Genomic DNA, 18,361 nt, shown 5'->3' with positions numbered 1-18,361 from the left:
CCTGGGCGGGCTGCGGCGGCTGTCGCCCGACAGCGGCGTCGCACCCACAGATATATACCAGCCGCGATAGCGGTGCCAAGCCCGCTGGTGCGCCGACGCCACGATTGTGTCGGCCGCCGGTCAACCGGGTACCCCTTTGCCGGGTACCCGCCTCCTTCAGTCTTCCAGCGTTTCGTGCACGGCCGCCGCGCCGCGCTTCCAGTAGGCCGCCGCGCGGATGCGCGATTTGTCGACGCCGCGCTCGCCGGTCAGGTGCTGGCGTACCGCGCGCATCGACAGCGCTTCGCCCGCCGCCCACACGTAGCCGTCGCCTGACGGCGGCAGCGGCAGGTCGCGCACGGCATTCAGCAGCAGGTCGCCGTCCGCCGCGTCGGCTTCGGCACGGAAGCGCCAGATTTCATGCACGTCGGCGTGCGTGTCGAACGCGATCTGTGCGGTGCGATCCGCGACTTCCAGCACGACGGCCACGCGCGCACCGGCCGGCAATTCCTCGAGACGCCGCGCGACCGCCGGCAGCGCCGTATCGTCGCCGATCAGCAGGTGCCAGTCGAAACCGGTCGGGACGACGAACGAACCGCGCGGGCCGCCGATGCCGAGCCATTGGCCGACGCGTGCCTGTGCGGCCCACTGCGACGCAGGGCCCGGGTGGTTCAGCACGAATTCCAGATCGAGTTCGCGGGCGGCGCGGTCGAAGCGGCGCGGCGTGAAGTCGCGCGCGACCGGCTTCGGTTCGCCTTCCGGAAACTCGGGACCGTTCGCGCCGAGCGTCGGCATCGCGGGCCGTTCTGCGCCGGGCGGCGGGAAAAATACTTTCACGTGATCGTCGAACGACGCGGATTCGAAATCCGCGAGATCGGGGCCGCCGAGCGTGACGCGCAGCAGGTGCGGCGTCACGGCGTGCACGCGCAGGACCTGCAGCAAGCGGAACTTGAGGGTGTGGCGCACGCGGGTGACGGTGCGCTCGGATGTGTTCTGCATCAATCCGTTCTCCTGGGGTTTTGACGGGGCGGCGCGGATTACGCGCCGGTGCCGCCTTCGATTTCGGCCGTCGCGCGGCGCATGATGGCCGCGATGCGGCGCTGTTCGTCGGGGCCGGCGGCGCTCTTGTGCAGCAGCGCGCGCTTGAGCGCGACGCGTGCCTCGACGAACTCCGGCAGCCAGCCTGCTTGCGCTTCGTCCTGCGTTTCGTTGCCCGCCGATTCCCCGGCGAACGCACGGCGCATGAACTCCATCTTGCGTGCGAGGTGCGTGAGGCGTGCGAACAGCGTGTCGACCCGTTCGCGCTGGGCGTCGAGATGCGCGCGGCCGGCGTCGGTCAGTGCATAGCGCTTGCGGTTGCCTTCCGCCTGCGATGCGACGAAGCCGACTTCTTCGAGATACGTGAGCGCCGGATAAACCATCCCGGGGCTCGGGCTGTAGAAACCGTTCGAACGCGTGTCGAGCGCCTTGATCAGCTCGTAGCCATGGCTCGGTTGCTCGGCGACGAGCGCCAGCAACAGCAGTTGGAGATCGTCGGAGCTGAACTGGCGGCCGCGGGGCATGCCATCGTCACCGAAATCGCCAAAGCCGCCGCGCCCGCCACGGCCACCGAACGGGCCGCCGCCGCCAAACGGATCGTGGCCGCGACGGTGACGGCCGATCGCGTACCAGAGACCGGCGAACCAGTCAGGGCGGGCATGCGCACCATGACCGTCGCATCGGGCATGGCCGCGGGAAGGGTTGTGTCGCATGATCGTGTCCTATATGTCGAAAAACATATCTAAAGATATATATCGAAAGATAGGTCGTCAAGGGGATTTATTGGGGTTGGATGGTGGGTGGGGTGAGGGGGGGTTGGCAAATGTAGGTTGGCAAAAAAGGTGGCCTTTTTTGCAGTATTTGATCAAAGCTATTGATGTAGAAATCAAATAGTTTTCATTGAGACTCCCAACGTTTTTGTCTGGTCGGTCTGATCAGACACCCGACGCGCATCGTTCCCGACGGCGGCGGCACCGGGTGGTGCGGTCACGTTCGCAGACACGCGGGCGTTCCTGGTGGGCGATCTTGAGCGCGTCAGCAGGAGGGAGTTGCGGCAATGAAACCGAGGTGAATTCGTGTGTAGTGGTCTGACATGCCGCTCGTTATAGAGTAACGAGTAGCGTTTATACCAATTTTGGTATAATCGACCCGCGCAAGGTAAGACGAGACGCCGCGATGCCAACCAGCCACCAAGACCAGCGATCACGCAGCACGAACACGCGTCGCCGAAGACGGCCTCATGCAACGGAAGCCGACAATGGGAATGCTGTCAACGATGAGATACTGTCAGGCGATGATTTCGATGCCGATTCAGCCAAGATGGCTTTGGCATCGAAACTCAACGCCCTGTTGGGCGAACGCCGGCTAAGTCAAAGTGCCGCTGCCCAGCTGCTGGGAATGTCCCAGCCCAGGGTGTCGGCGATCAGGAACTACAAGCTCCATGGAATATCTTTGGAGCGCTTGTTGCAGGCACTTCTCGCGATGGGCCAGCAAGTGGAGATCGTGGTCAAGCCGCACCACGAGACAGGCGATCCTGCGATTCGTGTGACAGCCTGAATATTGTTATCAAGTACATTGAGTTTGTGATCCGAGAGGTAGAGAAATGTCCCGAGCGGACCTCATAGTCAACCTCGTCAAGGCTGGTAGCCAGGGAGACCAACAGCTCCTACGGACCACTGTCGAGGCAATGGCTGCGGAAGAGCGCGCCAAGCGTCATCATCAGTTGGCCGACAAACTGGAAGCTAATCTTCGCGCAGCTGGAGCCAAATCGCGTCCGGCCGAGGTCGTGCGTTCGTTTGACGGTGGTCATGGCGGGCTTCTATATGAAGTGGACCCTCGTCGGACACTGGAATCGCTGTTCCTCGATGCTCCGGCGCTGGAGGCGTGCCGGGAACTCGTGGAAGAGCAGCATCGCAAGGACCTGCTGCGATCCTATGGACTTGAGCCGAGGCATCGAGTCCTCTTGTCCGGACCGCCTGGCAATGGCAAAACCTCTCTGGCCGAGGCGATCGCGGCACAGCTGCTCGTACCGCTTTTTGTTGTCCGCTACGAAGCTGTTATCGGCAGCTTTCTGGGCGAGACAAGCGGGAGGCTCAAACGCCTCTTCGATTTCGTGCGTACCCATCAGTGCGTTTTGTTCTTCGACGAATTCGACACTCTCGGCAAAGAGCGCGGTGACGTCCATGAGACCGGTGAGATCAAGCGCGTTGTCAGTTCGCTACTGCTGCAAATTGATGCCTTGCCGAGTCATGTAGTGGTGGTTACGGCAACCAACCATGCCGAGCTGCTGGATCGTGCTGTGTGGCGACGTTTCCAGCTTCGCTTATCCCTGCCTGCGCCGACTTTAGCGCAGAAGGAAGAGTGGTTCTTGCGGTTTCAGGCCAAGTTTGATTCGCCATTGGGCTTCTCCGCGAAGACGCTCGCATCGAAAATCGATGTCAACAGCTTCTCTGAATTAGAGCAGTTCTGCGAAGATGTGCAGCGCCGGTATATTTTGTCGCTGCCAACTTCGAATTTGAAGTCCATTGTGGCGTCGAGGCTAAAACAATGGCAAGCTCGCTTTAGCGTAAATCCATAATAAGGCGATCTGGCGGATGGCCACGGAAAACTACCCTCTTCTTGTCTTTCCCCAGCCCACTCCGGCTGATCGAAATTCTCTCGGAGGGGGCGGTGGCTCCATCCACGTTCCTGACATAGCGAGGCAGCGGGTACGCATTGCGCCGCAACTCAACGTGCTGCAACAGGCTTTCGACGCGAAGCGTCTCAAGTTGCAGCAAGTGGCTCCGCTGGAAAACCCCGAGCTTGTCTTGGTGCTGGAGATCGCGGGGGAGGTAAAGGACTTTGCCAACGCGGTTGCGAAGGTTCCGGGGTTCGAGTGGTTGGTAGAGTGGGCGGAAGATCAGATTGCGCCGGACGAAGATTTCTTTGTCGAAGACAGGGAAGGAAAAGCCTTCGGCGGAAGACTGTTCTTGTTGTCCAGTAATCAGCAGGCTCTAACTCAGCTACTCACACTCTGGAATCGCTACCAAGCTGACCCCAGTGCGAAGTTTGAACTGGGGCTAAACAGATTCAGAACCGTCTTCGGCCACCTGCGTAACATCCGCTACTGGAGCGTGGCCGATCGCATAGATGTGGACGTTCGCGCGTACTGGCAGGATTGCCTCGACGCAGGCCAACAGACGATCAGGTTCGAAATCGAGGCATGGCATTTTGCATCCGCTGCCAAGAACGAGGCAACACGGGCGGAAATCGCCGCGCTCGTACAGGGGCTAGGAGGGCAGATACTGCGTTCGGCGTCGATAGCGGAGATTGCTTACCACGGGTTTCTGGTGGTACTTCCTGCGGCAGCGGTGGCGAGGGTGTTGAACGGCGAAACTCCCGAACTAGTGCTGTCGGATCGCATTATGTTTTTCCGGCCCAAGGCGCAGTCGGTGACCGATGGTGCGAATGAGCTAGAGGTGATGGCAGGCGAGGGAGTAGCGGAGGTTGCAGATAAGGCGCCTGTTGTCGCGTTGCTGGACGGGTTGCCATTGCAGAACCACCATCAGATCCAAGGACGCCTGCTGATAGACGATCCCGATGGATGGGAAGACCAATACGAGGTCAAGGATCGCGTTCACGGCACGGCGATGGCTTCACTGATCCTGAATGGTGAACTCGACGGACAGTCATTGCCGCTGAATAGGCCGCTTTATGTTCGACCAGTTCTGCGTCCGGACCAGAACGATGGTTTCAACGCGCGACGCCGGGAGTCCACGCCGGATGACATACTGCTTGTTGACTTGATTCACCGTGCTGTCAAGCGCATCTTCGAAGGCGACGCAGGGGGGGATCCGGTGGCGCCGTCGGTGCGGGTGATCAACCTGTCGATTGGTGATGATTCGCGCTTGTTCGAGCGCGAGATGTCGCCTTGGGCTCGGCTCCTCGACTGGTTGTCCGTCAAATATTCCGTGCTCTTTATCGTTAGCGCCGGCAACGATATGCGACCGTTGAGTTTGGAAGTTGCTTCTAACGCGCTTGCTGGCCTAACTGCGGAGCAGCGCGCATCCCTAGCCTTTACGGCTATGACTAAGGAGGATGCCGCGCGCCGCTTGCTAACGCCCGCTGAAGCGATGAATATCCTGACGGTTGGAGCACTGCATGCGGATCGCTCGACGCATCCAGTGGTTCCGGATCGATATGACTTATTTTCTCTGGGGGGACTAAGTCCCTTGTCCAGGATTGGCCACGGGTTCAGGCGTGCGGTCAAACCAGACATCTTGATGCCTGGCGGACGCGTACTCTATCGGGCCAGGATGCTACCCGATCCCGTGGCAAGTACTTTGGACGTCGTTACTGCCGGTGCTGCGCCGGGACACCGTGTGGCGATGCCGCCGGTTCAGGGGGGAACGATAACCGACACCGCCTATACTAGGGGAACGAGCAACGCCGCAGCTCTCGCAAGTCGGGCTGCTGCGCAAGCATATGAGGTGCTTGAGGCCCTTCGCGCTGAGGCGGATGATGCGCCCGGCCAGAATTACGACGCAGTGCTGCTTAAAGCAATGCTGGTACATGGGGCGCAATGGGGTGATTGGCCAGATCGGCTGCTGGCTGAACGGCCCGAGCTGGCAACTATTGCGGACCACAATACGCGGCGAGTTGCCCAGAAGGACTACGTCACTCGCTGGCTCGGCTATGGGATTGTCGATATCGAACGATCTATTGCTTGCGCGGCCGAGCGCGCGACATTGCTCGGTGTGGGTGAACTGGAAGCCGAGAAAGCGTTTGTTTTCTCGGCACCACTACCGCCGACCTTGGCTGGTAAGAAGGCGTGGCGGAGGCTGACTGTGACGCTAGCCTGGATGTCGCCCATTAACTGCGCGCATCAGGGGTATCGGCGAGCGAAGCTATGGATCACGCCACCTCAGGAACAACTGCGTATCAAGAGAACCAACAGCGTTCACGATAAGACGGCCTTGCGAGGAACGGTACAGCACGAGATATTGGAGGGCGAGGACGCCGTAGCATTCATAGATGGCGATCGATTCGAGTGCAAGGTGAACTGTGCCGCTGATGCTGGCGACCTCGTCGGCAACGTCCGATTCGCGCTATGTATTTCCTTGGAGGTCGCGGTTGACTCGGGAATTCCGGTGTACCAAGAGATTCGCGCTCGAATCAAACCGCCGATTGGTATTCGGCCTGCAGCAGAGTAGCCCCTCGGGAGCAAGGCCCGCTACCTGGTGTGCAGGCTGCAGTCGTACCTGCTGCGCGAGCGGTTTCGTGCGACCAACCTGTCGGCGTCGCTCGGGCTGGAGCGAGAGATGCGATCTGTGGACAGCCTCTGACGTGATCGTTGACCCGGTCGTCAGACGTCGAACCGAACGAACTCGTGGCGCCATAGGCCGAATTGATTTACCAGTAGGCACCCATTTGTCCGCTCACTAGCATCCTCGAAATTAGATCAATTCCATCGGGTGTGTGAAGGTAGTCTGTCGGCCGTCTCCCACCAAGAGCAGGAATCGGGGAGTGAATCCAGTCAAGCATCCACGCGCGTGAGTCAAAGTCATTAGGATTCCCGGATTCATCGACCATCTTTTGCACAAGCGCAGTAAGCATGTCGATCACGGTTGATGGGATGTCTGAATTCGGACCAACGGACGGAAATTCTGCACCGAAGGTTTCATTGATGCTGTACATGTGCACCTCATGCTTGAATTTTCTCGGCTGACAAAGACGTCACCTGTCGAAGCCCATCGCGTGTAGCTTCATTTTTCGTCGTGCTGAGAATTATGTTGCTAATTTGGTCGAATTCCTAGGCTCGAGGATGACCGAGAGATGAGACTGCTCGGTCGAAATTGTGTGCCGGCGGCGAGAAGAGCATTTCTTCCGAGAGGTGAGGTTTGCGGGTTGTTGCGGACGGAGAGTAGGCACATTGGTGGCTGGTTGCCGAGCTTAGATCGAAACGATCCCCAGTCGTTGCAAAGAGCTGTATTGCTGACCGGAGCTCAGATATCCGCTCGGGGTTTTGTTCCAGAAGAAACATTCTAACTCGCGCTGAAATCGACGAATCCCTTGGTGGGTGGCGTTTTCAGCGCGCGTCCGTGTCTCTGTAATTATCCTATTGCATCGCATGCGAAGTACAAAAAGCTCCCTAAAATCAAAGCCGTCCTTTTGACTTCTTGCGCGGAGTCGCCATAACATCGCTCGGTGCTAAGAACTCCTTTCATGAGTTAACCAGGTGAGCCCCTTTTCCGAACGACTGCGCGCACTCAGACTTCGCTATGGCATCCGTCAGAAGGATCTGGCAGTTGCCATGGCGCTTGAGCAAAGCTACGTCTCGGCCCTTGAGCTCGGCACGAAGGGCCCTCCTTCGCCGGCTATCGTTGACAGGCTGTCAGCGTGTCTGCGGCTTACGGAAGACGAACACGCAAGTCTGCACGATGCCCTGTTGCTCTCGCAACGACACTTCACGATTCCTCATACGGCGTCTGCCGACGTATATCGTCTCTGCAGCGAGCTTTGGCACGACCTGGACAGGCTGACCGATGCGCAAGTGCGCGTGATTCGCGATGTCATCGCAATGCGAAGTGGAATGAGCCAGGAGGTGGAGCGACCAATTGTTGGTCGCGTGGTCAGAAGAGGCAAGGAGGACGCCAAAATGTAAAAAGCGAGACAAACCCAAAGGCTTGCCCCGCTTCTTGTGTGGGCTGGACGCACCACTAGTTGACGCCGGTAGTTTCGTCCAGATGATCCAAATCGTCAAGCCTTCTTCCCTTCCGTTTGTATCCATCGACCACGCGTAGCACGCGTGGCGGGGTGTACTTACGTCCGAAATTTGGTGCTATCCGTATCCGTACCCGCGTGAAGAGCGGGCGGATCTCCTATTGCTGAACCATGAAGAAGACGACTACTGCACGCAAAGTGCTGACCCGATCTGGACGACGTGTCCGCTACTTGTATCCCTCAACCAAGAATCGCGCGCTCGTACAGTGTGAATCGCGGCTTGAGTTCGATGCGGCCATGCACTTCGAGTTTTCGCCGGACGTCGCACGCTATCGCGAGCAACCGACCCGAGTGACTTATCGCGACCGCCACCATCGAGTACGGGAGTACTTTCCCGATTTCGAACTGACGATGAGAAATGGAGCGTCTGTACATGTCGAGATCAAGCCTTCATCGAAGCTACGTCGGGTTGACCTGCGTGAGCGGCTGCAAGATATCGCGCAGCACTACGCGCATCGAGGTCAGTCGTTCAAGGTTTTGACCGAGCGCGACGTCGGAGGTGCAGCAAGAATTGCCAATCTTGAGCGCCTAAGCTATCACCGCCGATCCACTCCATCCGGATTCGAACGTGTTGAGCTTTTGCGGCGTTTAGCTAAGGTTCAACCGTTGACATTTGGCCGTGCCTGTTCAATCGCAGGGAGTGAACACGCGATCATGCGCCTGCTGTCAGCAGGTTGCCTGGAGTTCGATCGCGACACCGCATTGACGAATTCGACCATGCTTCGCTTCGCTTCGGAGGAGCAATCATGATCCGATTCACCTTCAAGAAGGGTCTGGTGTTCCGAGAAGGACTCAAACGATGGACGATTATTGGCCGGACGGCTTTCGGGAAGATAAAGCTCGAGTGTGATGAGGGCGAGCCGCGCACGATGAGTCGCGACGAGCTTTACCAAGCGGTTTTGCTCAACACGATGTCAATCGATGAGCAGAGTCTGAATGTCGATCCGAACGTGCTGTTCACGGCCGTTCCACGCGATCTCTCTACATTCCCGAAACACCATCAGCAAAATGCACGGCGTCGGCACATTTACATGCAGAAGCTGACGGACAGTTTCACTGATACGAACGCGTGGATACGCGAACAGACCGCGAAGATTGCTGCAGAGATCGGCGATACGGTGGTGCCCTCGGTCAGCAGTATCAAGCGCTGGTGGAGACAATATCGATACACGCAATGTGTCACCAAGCTGACCGATCGCAGAACGAATAGCGGGCGTCGACGCGATGGCGTCATCCAGGTGCTATTTGAGGAGGCGGTTAACGAGATATATCTCGATCCACAGAAGCGTTCGGGACAAGACGTCTACGGTAGCTTGGTCGAGAAGATCAACCAATACAACAAGAATCGACCTGATCAGTCGCCGCTCACCTGTCCTGTCGAGTCGACGGTGTATCGCTGGTTGAGGAACCTCGATCAGAACGTGGCGGACGAAGCGCGGCTGGGGAAAGACCTTGCCGCTAGAAAGGCCCGTTGGGTGAAGGGAATGGCCACAGCCGATTTTCCCTTGCATCGTGTCGAGATCGACCACACGCCTCTGGATGTCCTGGTGATCGACCTGGCCACGAACCTGCCGTTGGGCCGGCCGTGGATCACGGTTGCTATCGACCGATACAGTCGAGTCATTCTTGGCTTCTACATAAGCTTCCGAACTCCCTCGGCCCAATCGGTACTGCAGTGCCTCAAACGCGCGATCTTGCCAAAGGCGGGATGGGGCAAGATTGTCGATCTGCATCGCGAACATCCTGGGTACGGCATTCCGCACCTCGTTGCCGTCGACAACGGCATGGAGCTCCACGCGGAAGCGGTCCAGATGGTGTGTGGCGAGATGGGCATCTCGATGCTCTATTGCCCCGCGGGGCAACCGGAGTTCAAAGGGGCTGTCGAGCGAGTAATCGGCACAATCCAGCGCTCAGTGATGCATAAGCTGCCGGGGACCGTGTTCTCGTGCGTCGATGAACGTGGCGATTATCCGGCGGAGCAACTGGCCGCGATCGATCTGAAGACGCTGACGCAGATCCTTATCAAATGGATCGTCGACGAGTATCACCATACGCCGCATCGCGCGTTGGGAATGACTCCAGCAGAAAAATGGCAACAGGGTATCGTGAACGTACGGATCGAACTGCCGGCACACCCGCAACTGCTCGATGTATTGACGGGACTACCGGAGAGCCGAACCGTTTGGCACTACGGCGTCGAGCTTGATGGCCTGTACTACAACAACGAACACCTCCAGGTACTGCGCAGCCGTGCGCGCAACTACCGGACGCACGTGCAGTTGAAGCGCTACGAAGATGATGTCAGCTACATCCACGTCTTTGATGACGAAGCTGGGAGCTATTTCAAGGTGCCCGTTACGCATCGATTCGCGAACTATGCGGACGGCATGACCTTACACCAGCATCTTCTGATTCGCCAACGGACAAGGCTTGCTCACGGGAACAAGTGGAACGACGAGCATCTGTTGCGAGTGAAGGCTGAGATCCAGTCCATGATTCGCGAAGCTTTGCGGGCGAAGAAACTGCGAGATCGCAAGCGAGCTGCTTCCCTCGATATCACGGACAGCGAGCAAGTGTTTTCTGATGAGTCGAGCGATCGTCGTCGCTCTCGCAACTCGAGTCGGCCACGTATCCGGGAATCGCAACAGCCTATGCCTGACTCGTTCGACATCGGACAGATCCCAGATCTGAATGGCTCGCCGAATCCCAAGTATCAAGGAGATGCTCGTGGGTACTGATATCCAAACCATCAAAAAAGATCCTCTTGATTTTCTTGCGACGATCGGCCTTCCTGAGGACGCGAAGAAGTCACGTGCTCTGGTCGTCAGATTTTCGATACGAAAAGAACTCATCCACTATGACCGATTCTGCATCGCTTTGCGGCGGATCGCTGCTATTCATCGTCAATGGCGAGCGATGACACCGGGGCCGCGCGCACTAGCATTCTTGGGACACACTGGAACCGGGAAGACCACCATCCTGAAGTTCTATGCCAGCCAGTTCGAGCGGTTTGAAACAACCGAAGGCCCGGTTGTTCCGGTGCTATATGTTGTCATGCCATCGAGGCCAACCATCAAGAACCTCGTGCAGGCGATCCTCCATGCACTAGGGGATCGAATACGTCGAGCTTCGGCGGAAGATCGGACGATATACCTCCTCGAGCTACTCAAACAATGCAGGGTGGAATTGCTGATCATCGACGAATTTCAGCATTTCGTTGACGCCGGGCAGATAGCGGAGGCAAGTCGCGCAACGGATTGGTTGAAGAATCTCCTGGAGGCTAGCGGCATTGTGATGATCGTAGCGGGCCTGCCGAAGAGTGCTACGGTTCTGGAGGCTAACCCTCAGCTGACCCGGCGATTCTCAGCGCATCATGAGCTGCGTCGGTTTGATTGGGCGCTGCCGGACGATCGTCGGGAATTTGCTGGCGTACTGAAGTACATGCAGGGCCGATTACCCTTGCCGTGCCCCGAACTTTATTCTCCGGATTTCGCGATGAGAATGTACTTGGCTTCCGCCGGTGTAATCGACTACGTTGCCAAGATCATCGACGGGGCGGTTTTGTGTGCCATTGAGCGTGGTAAGAGTCGGCTCGGTCTTACGGAATTCGAACAAGCTTTTGCCGAGGAGGTCTGGGCTGGTGGGGTAGGTAGGCTCAATCCATTTCACCCCGATGCGGAGTTGCGTGATCTCGTGGGTACTGGTGAGCCCTTCTGGTATCTCGCTCGCGACGTGAATGGAAATGGCAAGAAACTCCGCTGAATCGTCGGTAGCGGTTGCAATCGCCTCTCCTCCAAGGATGTTTATGCACCCGGTCATCCAGGTCGGAGAGGCGAGTTCGGCCTATATGAAGCGCATCGCCGTCAGCAATGGTATCTCGCTAGATCGCCTGTATCAGCTTGGTGTAGTCCTCGACGAGACGGCTCTTGAGAAGGCGTTGTCTTGGGATCGTATCGCGCCCCCGGTCGAATCGAGACGATACTTGAATAGTCTGATCAGTTTGCGTCGCTCTGCGCCCAGGGCGTGGCTGAACAAGACTGCACGGTGCTGCCCGCTTTGCTTGCGCGAACAGACGCGCTGGGCAGCCGAGTGGGAATTGCGTCCCTATCTAGCGTGCACCAAGCATCGATGCTGGCTGATCGATCGGTGTGGCGCGTGCAACCGACCCATACTTTGGACAAGAAAATCGCTGCTTTGCTGCGACTGTGGAGAACGGTTTGCAGACATGCAAACATCGTCAGCACCAACGAAGTTCACTGAGCTATCCTCAATAATAGCTAGTAGGCTTCCAAATTTTTGCGGAGAATCTTCTGTATTCGATGGACTTTCGTTGCATGAGATGATTGTTCTTGTTGTGCACTTCGGGAGCCCGGCCGATGCCGACAAGGGCGGTTACTTTCGTGGGGCAAGTCACATCGGCGAAATGAGCAACGCTATCGCGACTCTCGAACCATCGGCTGATGCACTATCAGCTTGGCCATGTGGCTTTTTAACGTATCTGAGTGCCATGCACAAGGAGCGAGGTGATGACGAGGGATCCATCGAATCAACCTTTCGCGGCATCTATCTTTATATTCGCTCAAATCATCATAAAACGCAATTCGGATTCCTGAAGGAATGCTTTTTGCAGTACCTCGTCGACCATTGGCCGTGGCCTTCGCTTGATCGCAGAAATTCCATGGTGGACGCCGTTTCATCTCGATTGCCTTGGATGTGGGCCTCTAGCGCCGCTCGAGAACTCAATATGAAAGAGGAGAAGCTCAAGGAGTTGGCCGGGAAGGGGCTAATCGAGGTCAAATATCGCCCATCTCGAAGCAGGCGAATGTTGCTAGCAGTTCGGCGCGAAGACCTACCGAAGATTCGGCAGATCTTGCATGAGCAATCGGGTATCAAGGCGCTACGAAATCTTGGGATTTCGAATCGACGGCAGATCGTGTTGCTCCCGCTCCTCTTTCCGGAGGCTCAAGGGGATACCGTACAGTTTCGCAAAGGAGAACAAGTGCAGGTATTGAGATCCAGTATCGAAAAGCTACTCAAGCTTGCCGAGGATTTGCCGGTCATCGACTATGAGGGTGCCGAGCAAGTAGTGTTGGCACGGGTACTTCGATCGTGTGCTTGGCGTAACGAGATGATCGAGCATCTCTTTCGGATGATTCTCCGTGGCGAGATGAAGCCGGAGGCTGTGCTCAAGGGTAAGCCAGGGTTCACTGGATGGCTGTTTTCTCGAGAGGCGCTGGAAAGAATCAAGCTTGAGGGCTCGCTGACACGGCTGAAGGCATATTCGCAGGCAGGCGCCAACGCGCTTCCCGCGCTGGCGCCACCAAACCGGACGATATCGACGTCATCGTAAAGGCAGTTTCACTCACGCCCGTCAGCGTCATCTTTGTCAGCCCCAACATGCAGGCCGTGGATTTCGAGAAGCGCGGCGTGTGACGGGCCGGTGTTGGCGGGTTCCTTGCGACGGCGGTCTCAAGACGCGCGGCTGCCAGGACATCCTGATTACCGTGGTCGATGGCCTGGAGGGGCTCACCGAAGTCATCAGCATGACCTATTCGCGAATCCCGGTTGCGCCCCACGCATGAATTGGCATCTTGTGCGTCGAAGCGGCAATATTTTTGCTTTCCATAGCCTTTCAAATGCGCAGCAAGGTGCTGTATGACAGGGGAATACCCTGCCTTTTTTTTTCGATCATGTTTTATGTATCATGACCTAACTTTTGCAACATGTACTAATTCAGGGCGCCAGAAAATCCTTATCGGTATGGGGCAGTACGGCGCGTGTACAGGCAGGAATGCGAACCGGATTAGCGCCCCCGTCAAGGGCAGGCGGCCCGGTGGCAGGTGAAGCGGATCGGGATCGCATCCTGTCTTCAGACTCCGCGCGAACGATGGCCGCCTGCCGCCAGGGCAGCCGGAGTTCGCGCCCCAATGCAGGCGTCATTCACAGATCATGTCCAGGAAGTCATCCATCAGCGGGGCGGCCGACCTGCAGCGCAGGCAGTGGCTCAAGGTTGCCGGTGCATCGGTCGCGGCGGGCGGTCTCGCACTCGGCGCCGCGCGGGCGAAGGCCGATGCGGCGCCTGCCGCCGGGAACGACAGCGACGTGCTCGATGTCGCGATCGTTGGCGCCGGGCTGGCGGGCCTGACGGCCGCGCGCGACCTGCGCTACGCCGGCTGCGAATCCTTCGTCGTGCTCGAGGCGCGCGACCGCGTGGGCGGCCGCACGCTGAACTACGACGTGGGCGGCGGCTTCGTGACCGAAGTCGGCGGCCAGTGGATCGGCCCGGGCCAGACGGCGGTCGCCGATCTTGCTCGCGAGCTGGAAGTCGGCACGTTCCCAAGCTACTACGCGGGCAAGACCGTGATTCTCGGCGGCGACGGGCGCGCCGAGATCGACCTGGAGGGCACCTTCGGCACCGACGAGGCCGTCGCGGCGAAACTGAGCAGGTTGTCGCGCGACGTGCCGTCGGGCGCGCCGTGGACGTCGCCCAAGGTCGGCGAACTCGACCGGCTGTCGGTCGGCGACTGGCTCGCGACGCAGGGCATCAAGGCGGAAGACCGGATGGGCTGGAACGCGTCGATCTCGCTGTCGGGCGGCGTCGCGCCGGCGAAGATGGGGCTGCTGCACTTCCTGTCGATGATCAACTCCGCCGATTGCGATTACGCGCAGCTCGATTCGATCAAGCACAGCGCGCAGGAAACCCGCTTCGTCGGCGGCTCGCAGATCCTCAGCATCCGGATGGCGCAGCAACTGGGCGACAAGGTGCGGCTGTCGTCGCCGGTGCGGCGGATCGTCGGCTGGGATCGCGATGTCGTGACGCTGGAAACCGATCGCGGCACGGTGCGCGCGAAAAAGGTCGTGATGGCGCTTCACCCGGCGCTGTGTCATCAGGTGCAGTTCGATCCGCCGCTGCCTGAAAAGCGCCACGCGTTGCAGCGTGCGTGGCCGGCCCATTCGCCGGCGCGCAAGACCGCGATGGTCTACCGCCGCCCGTTCTGGCGCGACAAGGGCTTGAACGGCCACATCTTCCAGACCGACGGGCCGGTGTTCTGGGCTTACGACAATTCACCGCCGGGAGGCGAGATCGGCGTGATCAACGCGTTCGTCCGGAATGCGTTGGTGCCGTCGGATCCGCAGGCCGCGAAGCAGATGCACATGGATCTCTATGCGCAGGCGTGGGGCGACGAAGCGCGTGCGCCGGTGTCGTACCACGATCGCGACTGGGGGCTCGCCGACCCGTGGACGCTCACGTGCGTATCGGCGATCCCGCCCGGCTTCTGGAGCGCGCACGGCGAAGCGCTGCGTGCGCCGTGCGGCAACCTGATCTGGTCGGGCACCGAGACCGCGAACATCTGGGCCGGCTACATGGACGGCGCCGTGCGCTCCGGTCACCAAAGCGCGCTTCAGGCGCTGAATGCGCTGCGTCATGCTTAGGATCACGAAGATGAAGAAACGGCTTTTATTGCTCACGGCGGTGGTGGCGATCGGTGCGTTGCTGGCCCTCTACGGCCCGACGTTGCTCGGCTTCTATCGCCTGCAGCGCCATATCGATACGGCCGCGCAAGCCGATGACGCCGACGGCGGCCCGTGGCCGCGCGTGACAGACGCATGCATGGGCTGCCACGGCGTGAAGGGCACGTCGCTCAGCCAGGCGTATCCGAGCCTTGCTGGCCAGCCGGCGCAATACGTGGCCGCGCAGCTTCGCGCATTTGCGGGCGGGCAGCGCACGAACCCGACGATGGGCCCGCTCGCGATGACGATGAGCGAAGCCGAGATCACCCGCGTGGCCGGTTATTACGCGAAGCAGGCGCCGCTGGACAACCGCTATTTCAAGCCGGATGCACGACTACGTACGAAAGGCGAGCAATTGGTAACGGGCGGCGCGTGTGCGGCCTGCCACGGTGCGCGGCTGACGGGGCAGGCGCAGTTCCCGCGGCTGGCCGGGCAGGGATACGACTACCTGCTTGCGCAGCTCGACGCGTTCGCGACGGGCTCGCGCAGCGAGGCGACCGGCACGATGCAGCGCGTCGCGCAGGCGATGTCGGCAGATGACCGCGCGGCGGTGGCGACCTATCTCGCGAGCCTCAGCTCCGCCAGGCAGTGAATCAACGGCAGCAATCGACTTCGGGAGTTCGAACCATGGATCACAGATCACTTGTCCTTTGTCTTTCCAGCGCGACGCTTGCGATGACGACCGGCCTCTATGGCTTCAAGTTCGTGCGCAAGCGCAACTTCCTGATCGGTATCGAGTGGTGGATCGTGACGATATCCGCGTCCAATGCCGTGATCTTCTTCGCGACCGAATCGCCGGTGTCGTACTTCATTTCGCACTTTCTGGACGCGTTCTCGCGCGGCTTCGGGATGCCGGTGATCGCGGTCGCCGGCCTGATGGCCGTCACGCACGGCTACCGGCCGTCGATGCGGCAGGACGTGACGCTGTTCGTGCTCGCGACGCTCGGGACGGTCGCGCTCGTGGCCGGTGTGTTGCAGCACGCGCTGCCGTACTTCTACGTGGCGATGTGGACACTGATGTCGATCTATCTCGCCGGTTTCGTGTGGCGGCTCGTGCGCGCCGGCCACGCGCTCCATGCGCTGACGACGACGCTCGCGCTCGTCGCCTCGCAGGCGATCGCGTGCATCTACGATTTCTACAAGATCCCGGGCGAGGAAACCAACGTCGTGTTCAATTTCTATGTACTGGCGCTGCTGACCTGGTCGTACCTGACCGTCGCGCTCTATTACGCATATTGCGCACTGGAGCGAGACGCCGGACGCAGCAGTGCGAACGCGAGCGTCTTGTCGTATCCGAAATGAGTAGTTATACGGAGGACGTGGAGACGGCTCGCACCACTTGCTGGTCCGGCTGCGGCGATTGCGGGGCGCGCAGATGGACCGGGTCCGCCTGACCCGCGCGGAGCGGCGCGATGTGACGCGCGAACGCCTGCTCGGCGCCGCGCGCGCGATCCTCGCGGAGAAAGGCTATGCGGCCGCGAGCGTGGAGGATATTGCAGCGGCGGCCGGGCATACGCGCGGCGCATTCTACTCGAACTTCCGCGACAAGGCCGACGTGCTGTTCGAGCTGCTGCGCCGCGATCGGGACGAGGCTGCCGCGGCATTGCAGCGGATCGTCGGTTCGCACGATCCGGTCGACGATGCGCAGCGCGCGATGCTCGCGTATTGGCGAAGGGGCGCGACCCAGCCTGCAGTGCACCTGATGTGGCTCGACGCGCAGTTCCAGGCGGCGCGCGATCCGCGGTTCCGTGCGCGCTTCGGCGCGTTGCTACGAGACCGCCAGGCACTCGCGGCCGCGTGCATCGACGCGTATGCCGCGCGGGCCGGCGTGTCTTTGCCGTTGCCCACGCCGGTGCTGGCGCTCGGCCTGACCGCGTTGTGCGATGGCATGCAGTCGCACGGCGCGGCCGATGCGCTGGCCGACGCGGTACTGGTCGGCTTCATCGCGCACACGGTGTTCGACCGCGTGCGCGGATGACGGCGCGAAGACGCGGTGGCCGCGCGTTGTCGTGCGCCTGTATGAAGGCCGAAAGCCGATTGTCATGACGGGCCGGCGGCGGCCGGCCACAAACGTTCGATCATGCAGACGAAACAGGGAATACCCCGTCTTTTTCTTTTAATTATTTTTGTCATGATGACCTAACATAGTCATCATGTTCTACTGATGTGCCGGCAGTGAAGACGAACCGCCGGTTGAGGCTGAACGAATCGGGAGATAGACGATGGATGCAATGAAGCGAAAGGCGTTCTTCGAGGACGGAGCCGTGCTCATCGAAGGGGTGCTCAACGACGAACAACTCGCGCAATGCCGCGCGGTGTTCGACTGGGGAATGGAGAATCCGGGCCCGATGGCGACGACGCTGCTCGACGGCACCGAATACAAGTCGCACAACGACAACGCGAACCCGTATGCGAAGGAGCGGCTCGACGCGCTGGTCGGCACGCTGCCGTTCGGGCAGCTGTTCGCCGACCTGTGGGGTTCGAAGCACGTGTGGTACTTCGCCGAGGAGCTGTTCATGAAGGGCGGCGGCAAGAGCGCACGCTCTCCGTGGCACCAGGACACGTCATACCTGCCGTGGCAGGGCATGCACTTCGGCAACGCGTGGATCAGCTTCGAGCACGTGCCCAAGCGTAATGCGCTGGAGATCGTGCGCGGCTCGCATCACGGCGTGCGGCATGACGGCACGACGTTCCAGAACGCCGAGGATCCGACCGACCCGCTGCACGGCGGCGACGTGTGGCCGCGCCTGCCGAACATCGAGGCCGAGCGCCGCGCGGCGCCGGATGCGTACGACATCCTGTCGTGGGAAACGAAGCCGGGCGACGTGCTGCTGCTCCATCCAGGCGTGCTGCACGGCGGCGGCGCGGTCGACGCCGATTTCCCCGATCGCCATACGCTCGTGCTGCGCTTTTTCGGCGACGACGCGGTGTTCAGCCCGCTGCCCGACGAAAGCCGCTCGGGATTCACGCCGGCCGGCGTGCTGTTCGTCGAGGAACTCGCCGGGCTGAAGGCCGGCGATCCGTTCCGCGCGCCGTGTTTCCGCCAACTCGTCTGAACCGGGAGAATTCG

16 protein-coding genes and 1 pseudogene are annotated in these 18,361 nt (G+C 59.8%); 14 read left to right on the top strand and 3 right to left on the bottom strand.

Going from position 1 to position 18,361, the window contains the following annotated elements; genetic code table 11:
- Positions 1-156 precede the first annotated feature (156 nt).
- Both ACPTTF_RS33170 and ACPTTF_RS33165 read right to left on the bottom strand, forming a co-directional pair.
- Positions 157-978, bottom strand: coding sequence for a siderophore-interacting protein (locus ACPTTF_RS33170; protein WP_423369824.1), 822 nt, complete (start codon positions 976-978; stop codon positions 157-159).
- A 38-nt stretch (positions 979-1,016) separates the two neighbouring features.
- Positions 1,017-1,730, bottom strand: a complete 714-nt coding sequence (locus tag ACPTTF_RS33165; protein WP_423369823.1) for a PadR family transcriptional regulator — start codon at positions 1,728-1,730, stop codon at positions 1,017-1,019.
- A 463-nt stretch (positions 1,731-2,193) separates the two neighbouring features.
- On the opposite strand from ACPTTF_RS33165, the gene ACPTTF_RS33160 reads away from it, so the two are divergent.
- Genes ACPTTF_RS33160 through ACPTTF_RS33150 form a run of 3 tightly spaced genes read left to right on the top strand, consistent with a single transcriptional unit; the run spans position 2,194 to position 6,209 of the window.
- Complete coding sequence (locus tag ACPTTF_RS33160) at positions 2,194-2,574, top strand: helix-turn-helix domain-containing protein (RefSeq protein ID WP_082729745.1); 381 nt, start codon at positions 2,194-2,196, stop codon at positions 2,572-2,574.
- Positions 2,575-2,620: 46 nt separating this feature from the next.
- Positions 2,621-3,595 carry an AAA family ATPase gene (locus ACPTTF_RS33155; RefSeq protein WP_172847427.1) on the top strand — a complete coding sequence of 325 codons (975 nt, stop codon included), beginning with the start codon at positions 2,621-2,623 and terminating at the stop codon, positions 3,593-3,595.
- A gap of 16 nt (positions 3,596-3,611) precedes the next feature.
- Positions 3,612-6,209 (top strand): S8 family peptidase, encoded by a 2,598-nt coding sequence (locus ACPTTF_RS33150; protein ID WP_423369822.1) that lies wholly within the window; start codon positions 3,612-3,614, stop codon positions 6,207-6,209.
- A gap of 199 nt (positions 6,210-6,408) precedes the next feature.
- Here the strand turns inward: ACPTTF_RS33150 and ACPTTF_RS33145 are convergent, their stop codons facing one another.
- Entirely contained in the window at positions 6,409-6,693 is a 285-nt protein-coding gene (locus tag ACPTTF_RS33145; RefSeq protein WP_172847423.1) for an MbcA/ParS/Xre antitoxin family protein, read from the bottom strand.
- Positions 6,694-7,234: 541 nt separating this feature from the next.
- Here ACPTTF_RS33145 and ACPTTF_RS33140 point away from each other — a divergent pair.
- The 11 genes and pseudogenes from ACPTTF_RS33140 to ACPTTF_RS33090 all read left to right on the top strand — a co-directional run bounded on the left by ACPTTF_RS33140 (position 7,235) and on the right by ACPTTF_RS33090 (position 18,347).
- A complete protein-coding gene (locus ACPTTF_RS33140) occupies positions 7,235-7,660 on the top strand; it encodes a helix-turn-helix domain-containing protein (protein ID WP_157379588.1) in 426 nt (141 codons plus the stop codon).
- A 230-nt stretch (positions 7,661-7,890) separates the two neighbouring features.
- Positions 7,891-8,529: a TnsA endonuclease N-terminal domain-containing protein gene (locus ACPTTF_RS33135; protein ID WP_423369821.1), complete on the top strand. Its 639-nt coding sequence runs from the start codon at positions 7,891-7,893 to the stop codon at positions 8,527-8,529.
- Positions 8,526-10,517, top strand: coding sequence for a DDE-type integrase/transposase/recombinase (locus ACPTTF_RS33130; RefSeq protein ID WP_423369820.1), 1,992 nt, complete (start codon positions 8,526-8,528; stop codon positions 10,515-10,517). Before ACPTTF_RS33135 ends, ACPTTF_RS33130 begins: the two co-directional genes overlap by 4 nt.
- A complete protein-coding gene (locus ACPTTF_RS33125; RefSeq protein ID WP_423369819.1) occupies positions 10,507-11,541 on the top strand; it encodes a TniB family NTP-binding protein in 1,035 nt (344 codons plus the stop codon). The genes ACPTTF_RS33130 and ACPTTF_RS33125 overlap by 11 nt, the downstream gene beginning before the upstream one ends.
- The gene (locus ACPTTF_RS33120) at positions 11,522-13,129 is read left to right on the top strand and encodes a TniQ family protein (protein WP_423369818.1); all 1,608 of its coding nucleotides are present in this window, start codon (positions 11,522-11,524) and stop codon (positions 13,127-13,129) included. Before ACPTTF_RS33125 ends, ACPTTF_RS33120 begins: the two co-directional genes overlap by 20 nt.
- Positions 13,130-13,247: 118 nt before the next feature.
- Positions 13,248-13,346: pseudogene (locus ACPTTF_RS33115) on the top strand (transposase); the annotation flags it as partial.
- Between the two features lie 382 nt (positions 13,347-13,728).
- Positions 13,729-15,213: a flavin monoamine oxidase family protein gene (locus ACPTTF_RS33110; RefSeq protein WP_226159899.1), complete on the top strand. Its 1,485-nt coding sequence runs from the start codon at positions 13,729-13,731 to the stop codon at positions 15,211-15,213.
- Positions 15,214-15,223: 10 nt separating this feature from the next.
- Complete coding sequence (locus tag ACPTTF_RS33105) at positions 15,224-15,883, top strand: c-type cytochrome (RefSeq protein WP_146254265.1); 660 nt, start codon at positions 15,224-15,226, stop codon at positions 15,881-15,883.
- A 35-nt stretch (positions 15,884-15,918) separates the two neighbouring features.
- Complete coding sequence (locus ACPTTF_RS33100; RefSeq protein WP_146254264.1) at positions 15,919-16,593, top strand: hypothetical protein; 675 nt, start codon at positions 15,919-15,921, stop codon at positions 16,591-16,593.
- Between the two features lie 73 nt (positions 16,594-16,666).
- Entirely contained in the window at positions 16,667-17,269 is a 603-nt protein-coding gene (locus ACPTTF_RS33095) for a TetR/AcrR family transcriptional regulator (RefSeq protein WP_146254263.1), read from the top strand.
- A gap of 244 nt (positions 17,270-17,513) precedes the next feature.
- On the top strand, positions 17,514-18,347 hold the full coding sequence (locus tag ACPTTF_RS33090) for a phytanoyl-CoA dioxygenase family protein (RefSeq protein ID WP_027790175.1): 834 nt from the start codon (positions 17,514-17,516) through the stop codon (positions 18,345-18,347).
- The last annotated feature ends 14 nt before the right edge of the window (positions 18,348-18,361 follow it).

The sequence above is a fragment of the Burkholderia crassaminum genome, from assembly GCF_964265005.1.
Lineage (GTDB): Bacteria > Pseudomonadota > Gammaproteobacteria > Burkholderiales > Burkholderiaceae > Burkholderia.
The sequence above is the reverse complement of the archived record's forward strand: the minus strand, read 5'-3'. Positions and strand labels throughout refer to the sequence as shown.

Coding starts and splice junctions, on each gene's coding strand:
- ACPTTF_RS33170 (WP_423369824.1), bottom strand. CDS start 978: ATGCAGAACACATCCGAGCGCACCGTCACCCGCGTGCGCCACACCCTC.
- ACPTTF_RS33165 (WP_423369823.1), bottom strand. CDS start 1,730: ATGCGACACAACCCTTCCCGCGGCCATGCCCGATGCGACGGTCATGGT.
- ACPTTF_RS33160 (WP_082729745.1), top strand. CDS start 2,194: ATGCCAACCAGCCACCAAGACCAGCGATCACGCAGCACGAACACGCGT.
- ACPTTF_RS33155 (WP_172847427.1), top strand. CDS start 2,621: ATGTCCCGAGCGGACCTCATAGTCAACCTCGTCAAGGCTGGTAGCCAG.
- ACPTTF_RS33150 (WP_423369822.1), top strand. CDS start 3,612: ATGGCCACGGAAAACTACCCTCTTCTTGTCTTTCCCCAGCCCACTCCG.
- ACPTTF_RS33145 (WP_172847423.1), bottom strand. CDS start 6,693: ATGTACAGCATCAATGAAACCTTCGGTGCAGAATTTCCGTCCGTTGGT.
- ACPTTF_RS33135 (WP_423369821.1), top strand. CDS start 7,891: ATGAAGAAGACGACTACTGCACGCAAAGTGCTGACCCGATCTGGACGA.
- ACPTTF_RS33130 (WP_423369820.1), top strand. CDS start 8,526: ATGATCCGATTCACCTTCAAGAAGGGTCTGGTGTTCCGAGAAGGACTC.
- ACPTTF_RS33120 (WP_423369818.1), top strand. CDS start 11,522: ATGGCAAGAAACTCCGCTGAATCGTCGGTAGCGGTTGCAATCGCCTCT.
- ACPTTF_RS33110 (WP_226159899.1), top strand. CDS start 13,729: ATGTCCAGGAAGTCATCCATCAGCGGGGCGGCCGACCTGCAGCGCAGG.
- ACPTTF_RS33105 (WP_146254265.1), top strand. CDS start 15,224: ATGAAGAAACGGCTTTTATTGCTCACGGCGGTGGTGGCGATCGGTGCG.
- ACPTTF_RS33100 (WP_146254264.1), top strand. CDS start 15,919: ATGGATCACAGATCACTTGTCCTTTGTCTTTCCAGCGCGACGCTTGCG.
- ACPTTF_RS33095 (WP_146254263.1), top strand. CDS start 16,667: ATGGACCGGGTCCGCCTGACCCGCGCGGAGCGGCGCGATGTGACGCGC.
- ACPTTF_RS33090 (WP_027790175.1), top strand. CDS start 17,514: ATGGATGCAATGAAGCGAAAGGCGTTCTTCGAGGACGGAGCCGTGCTC.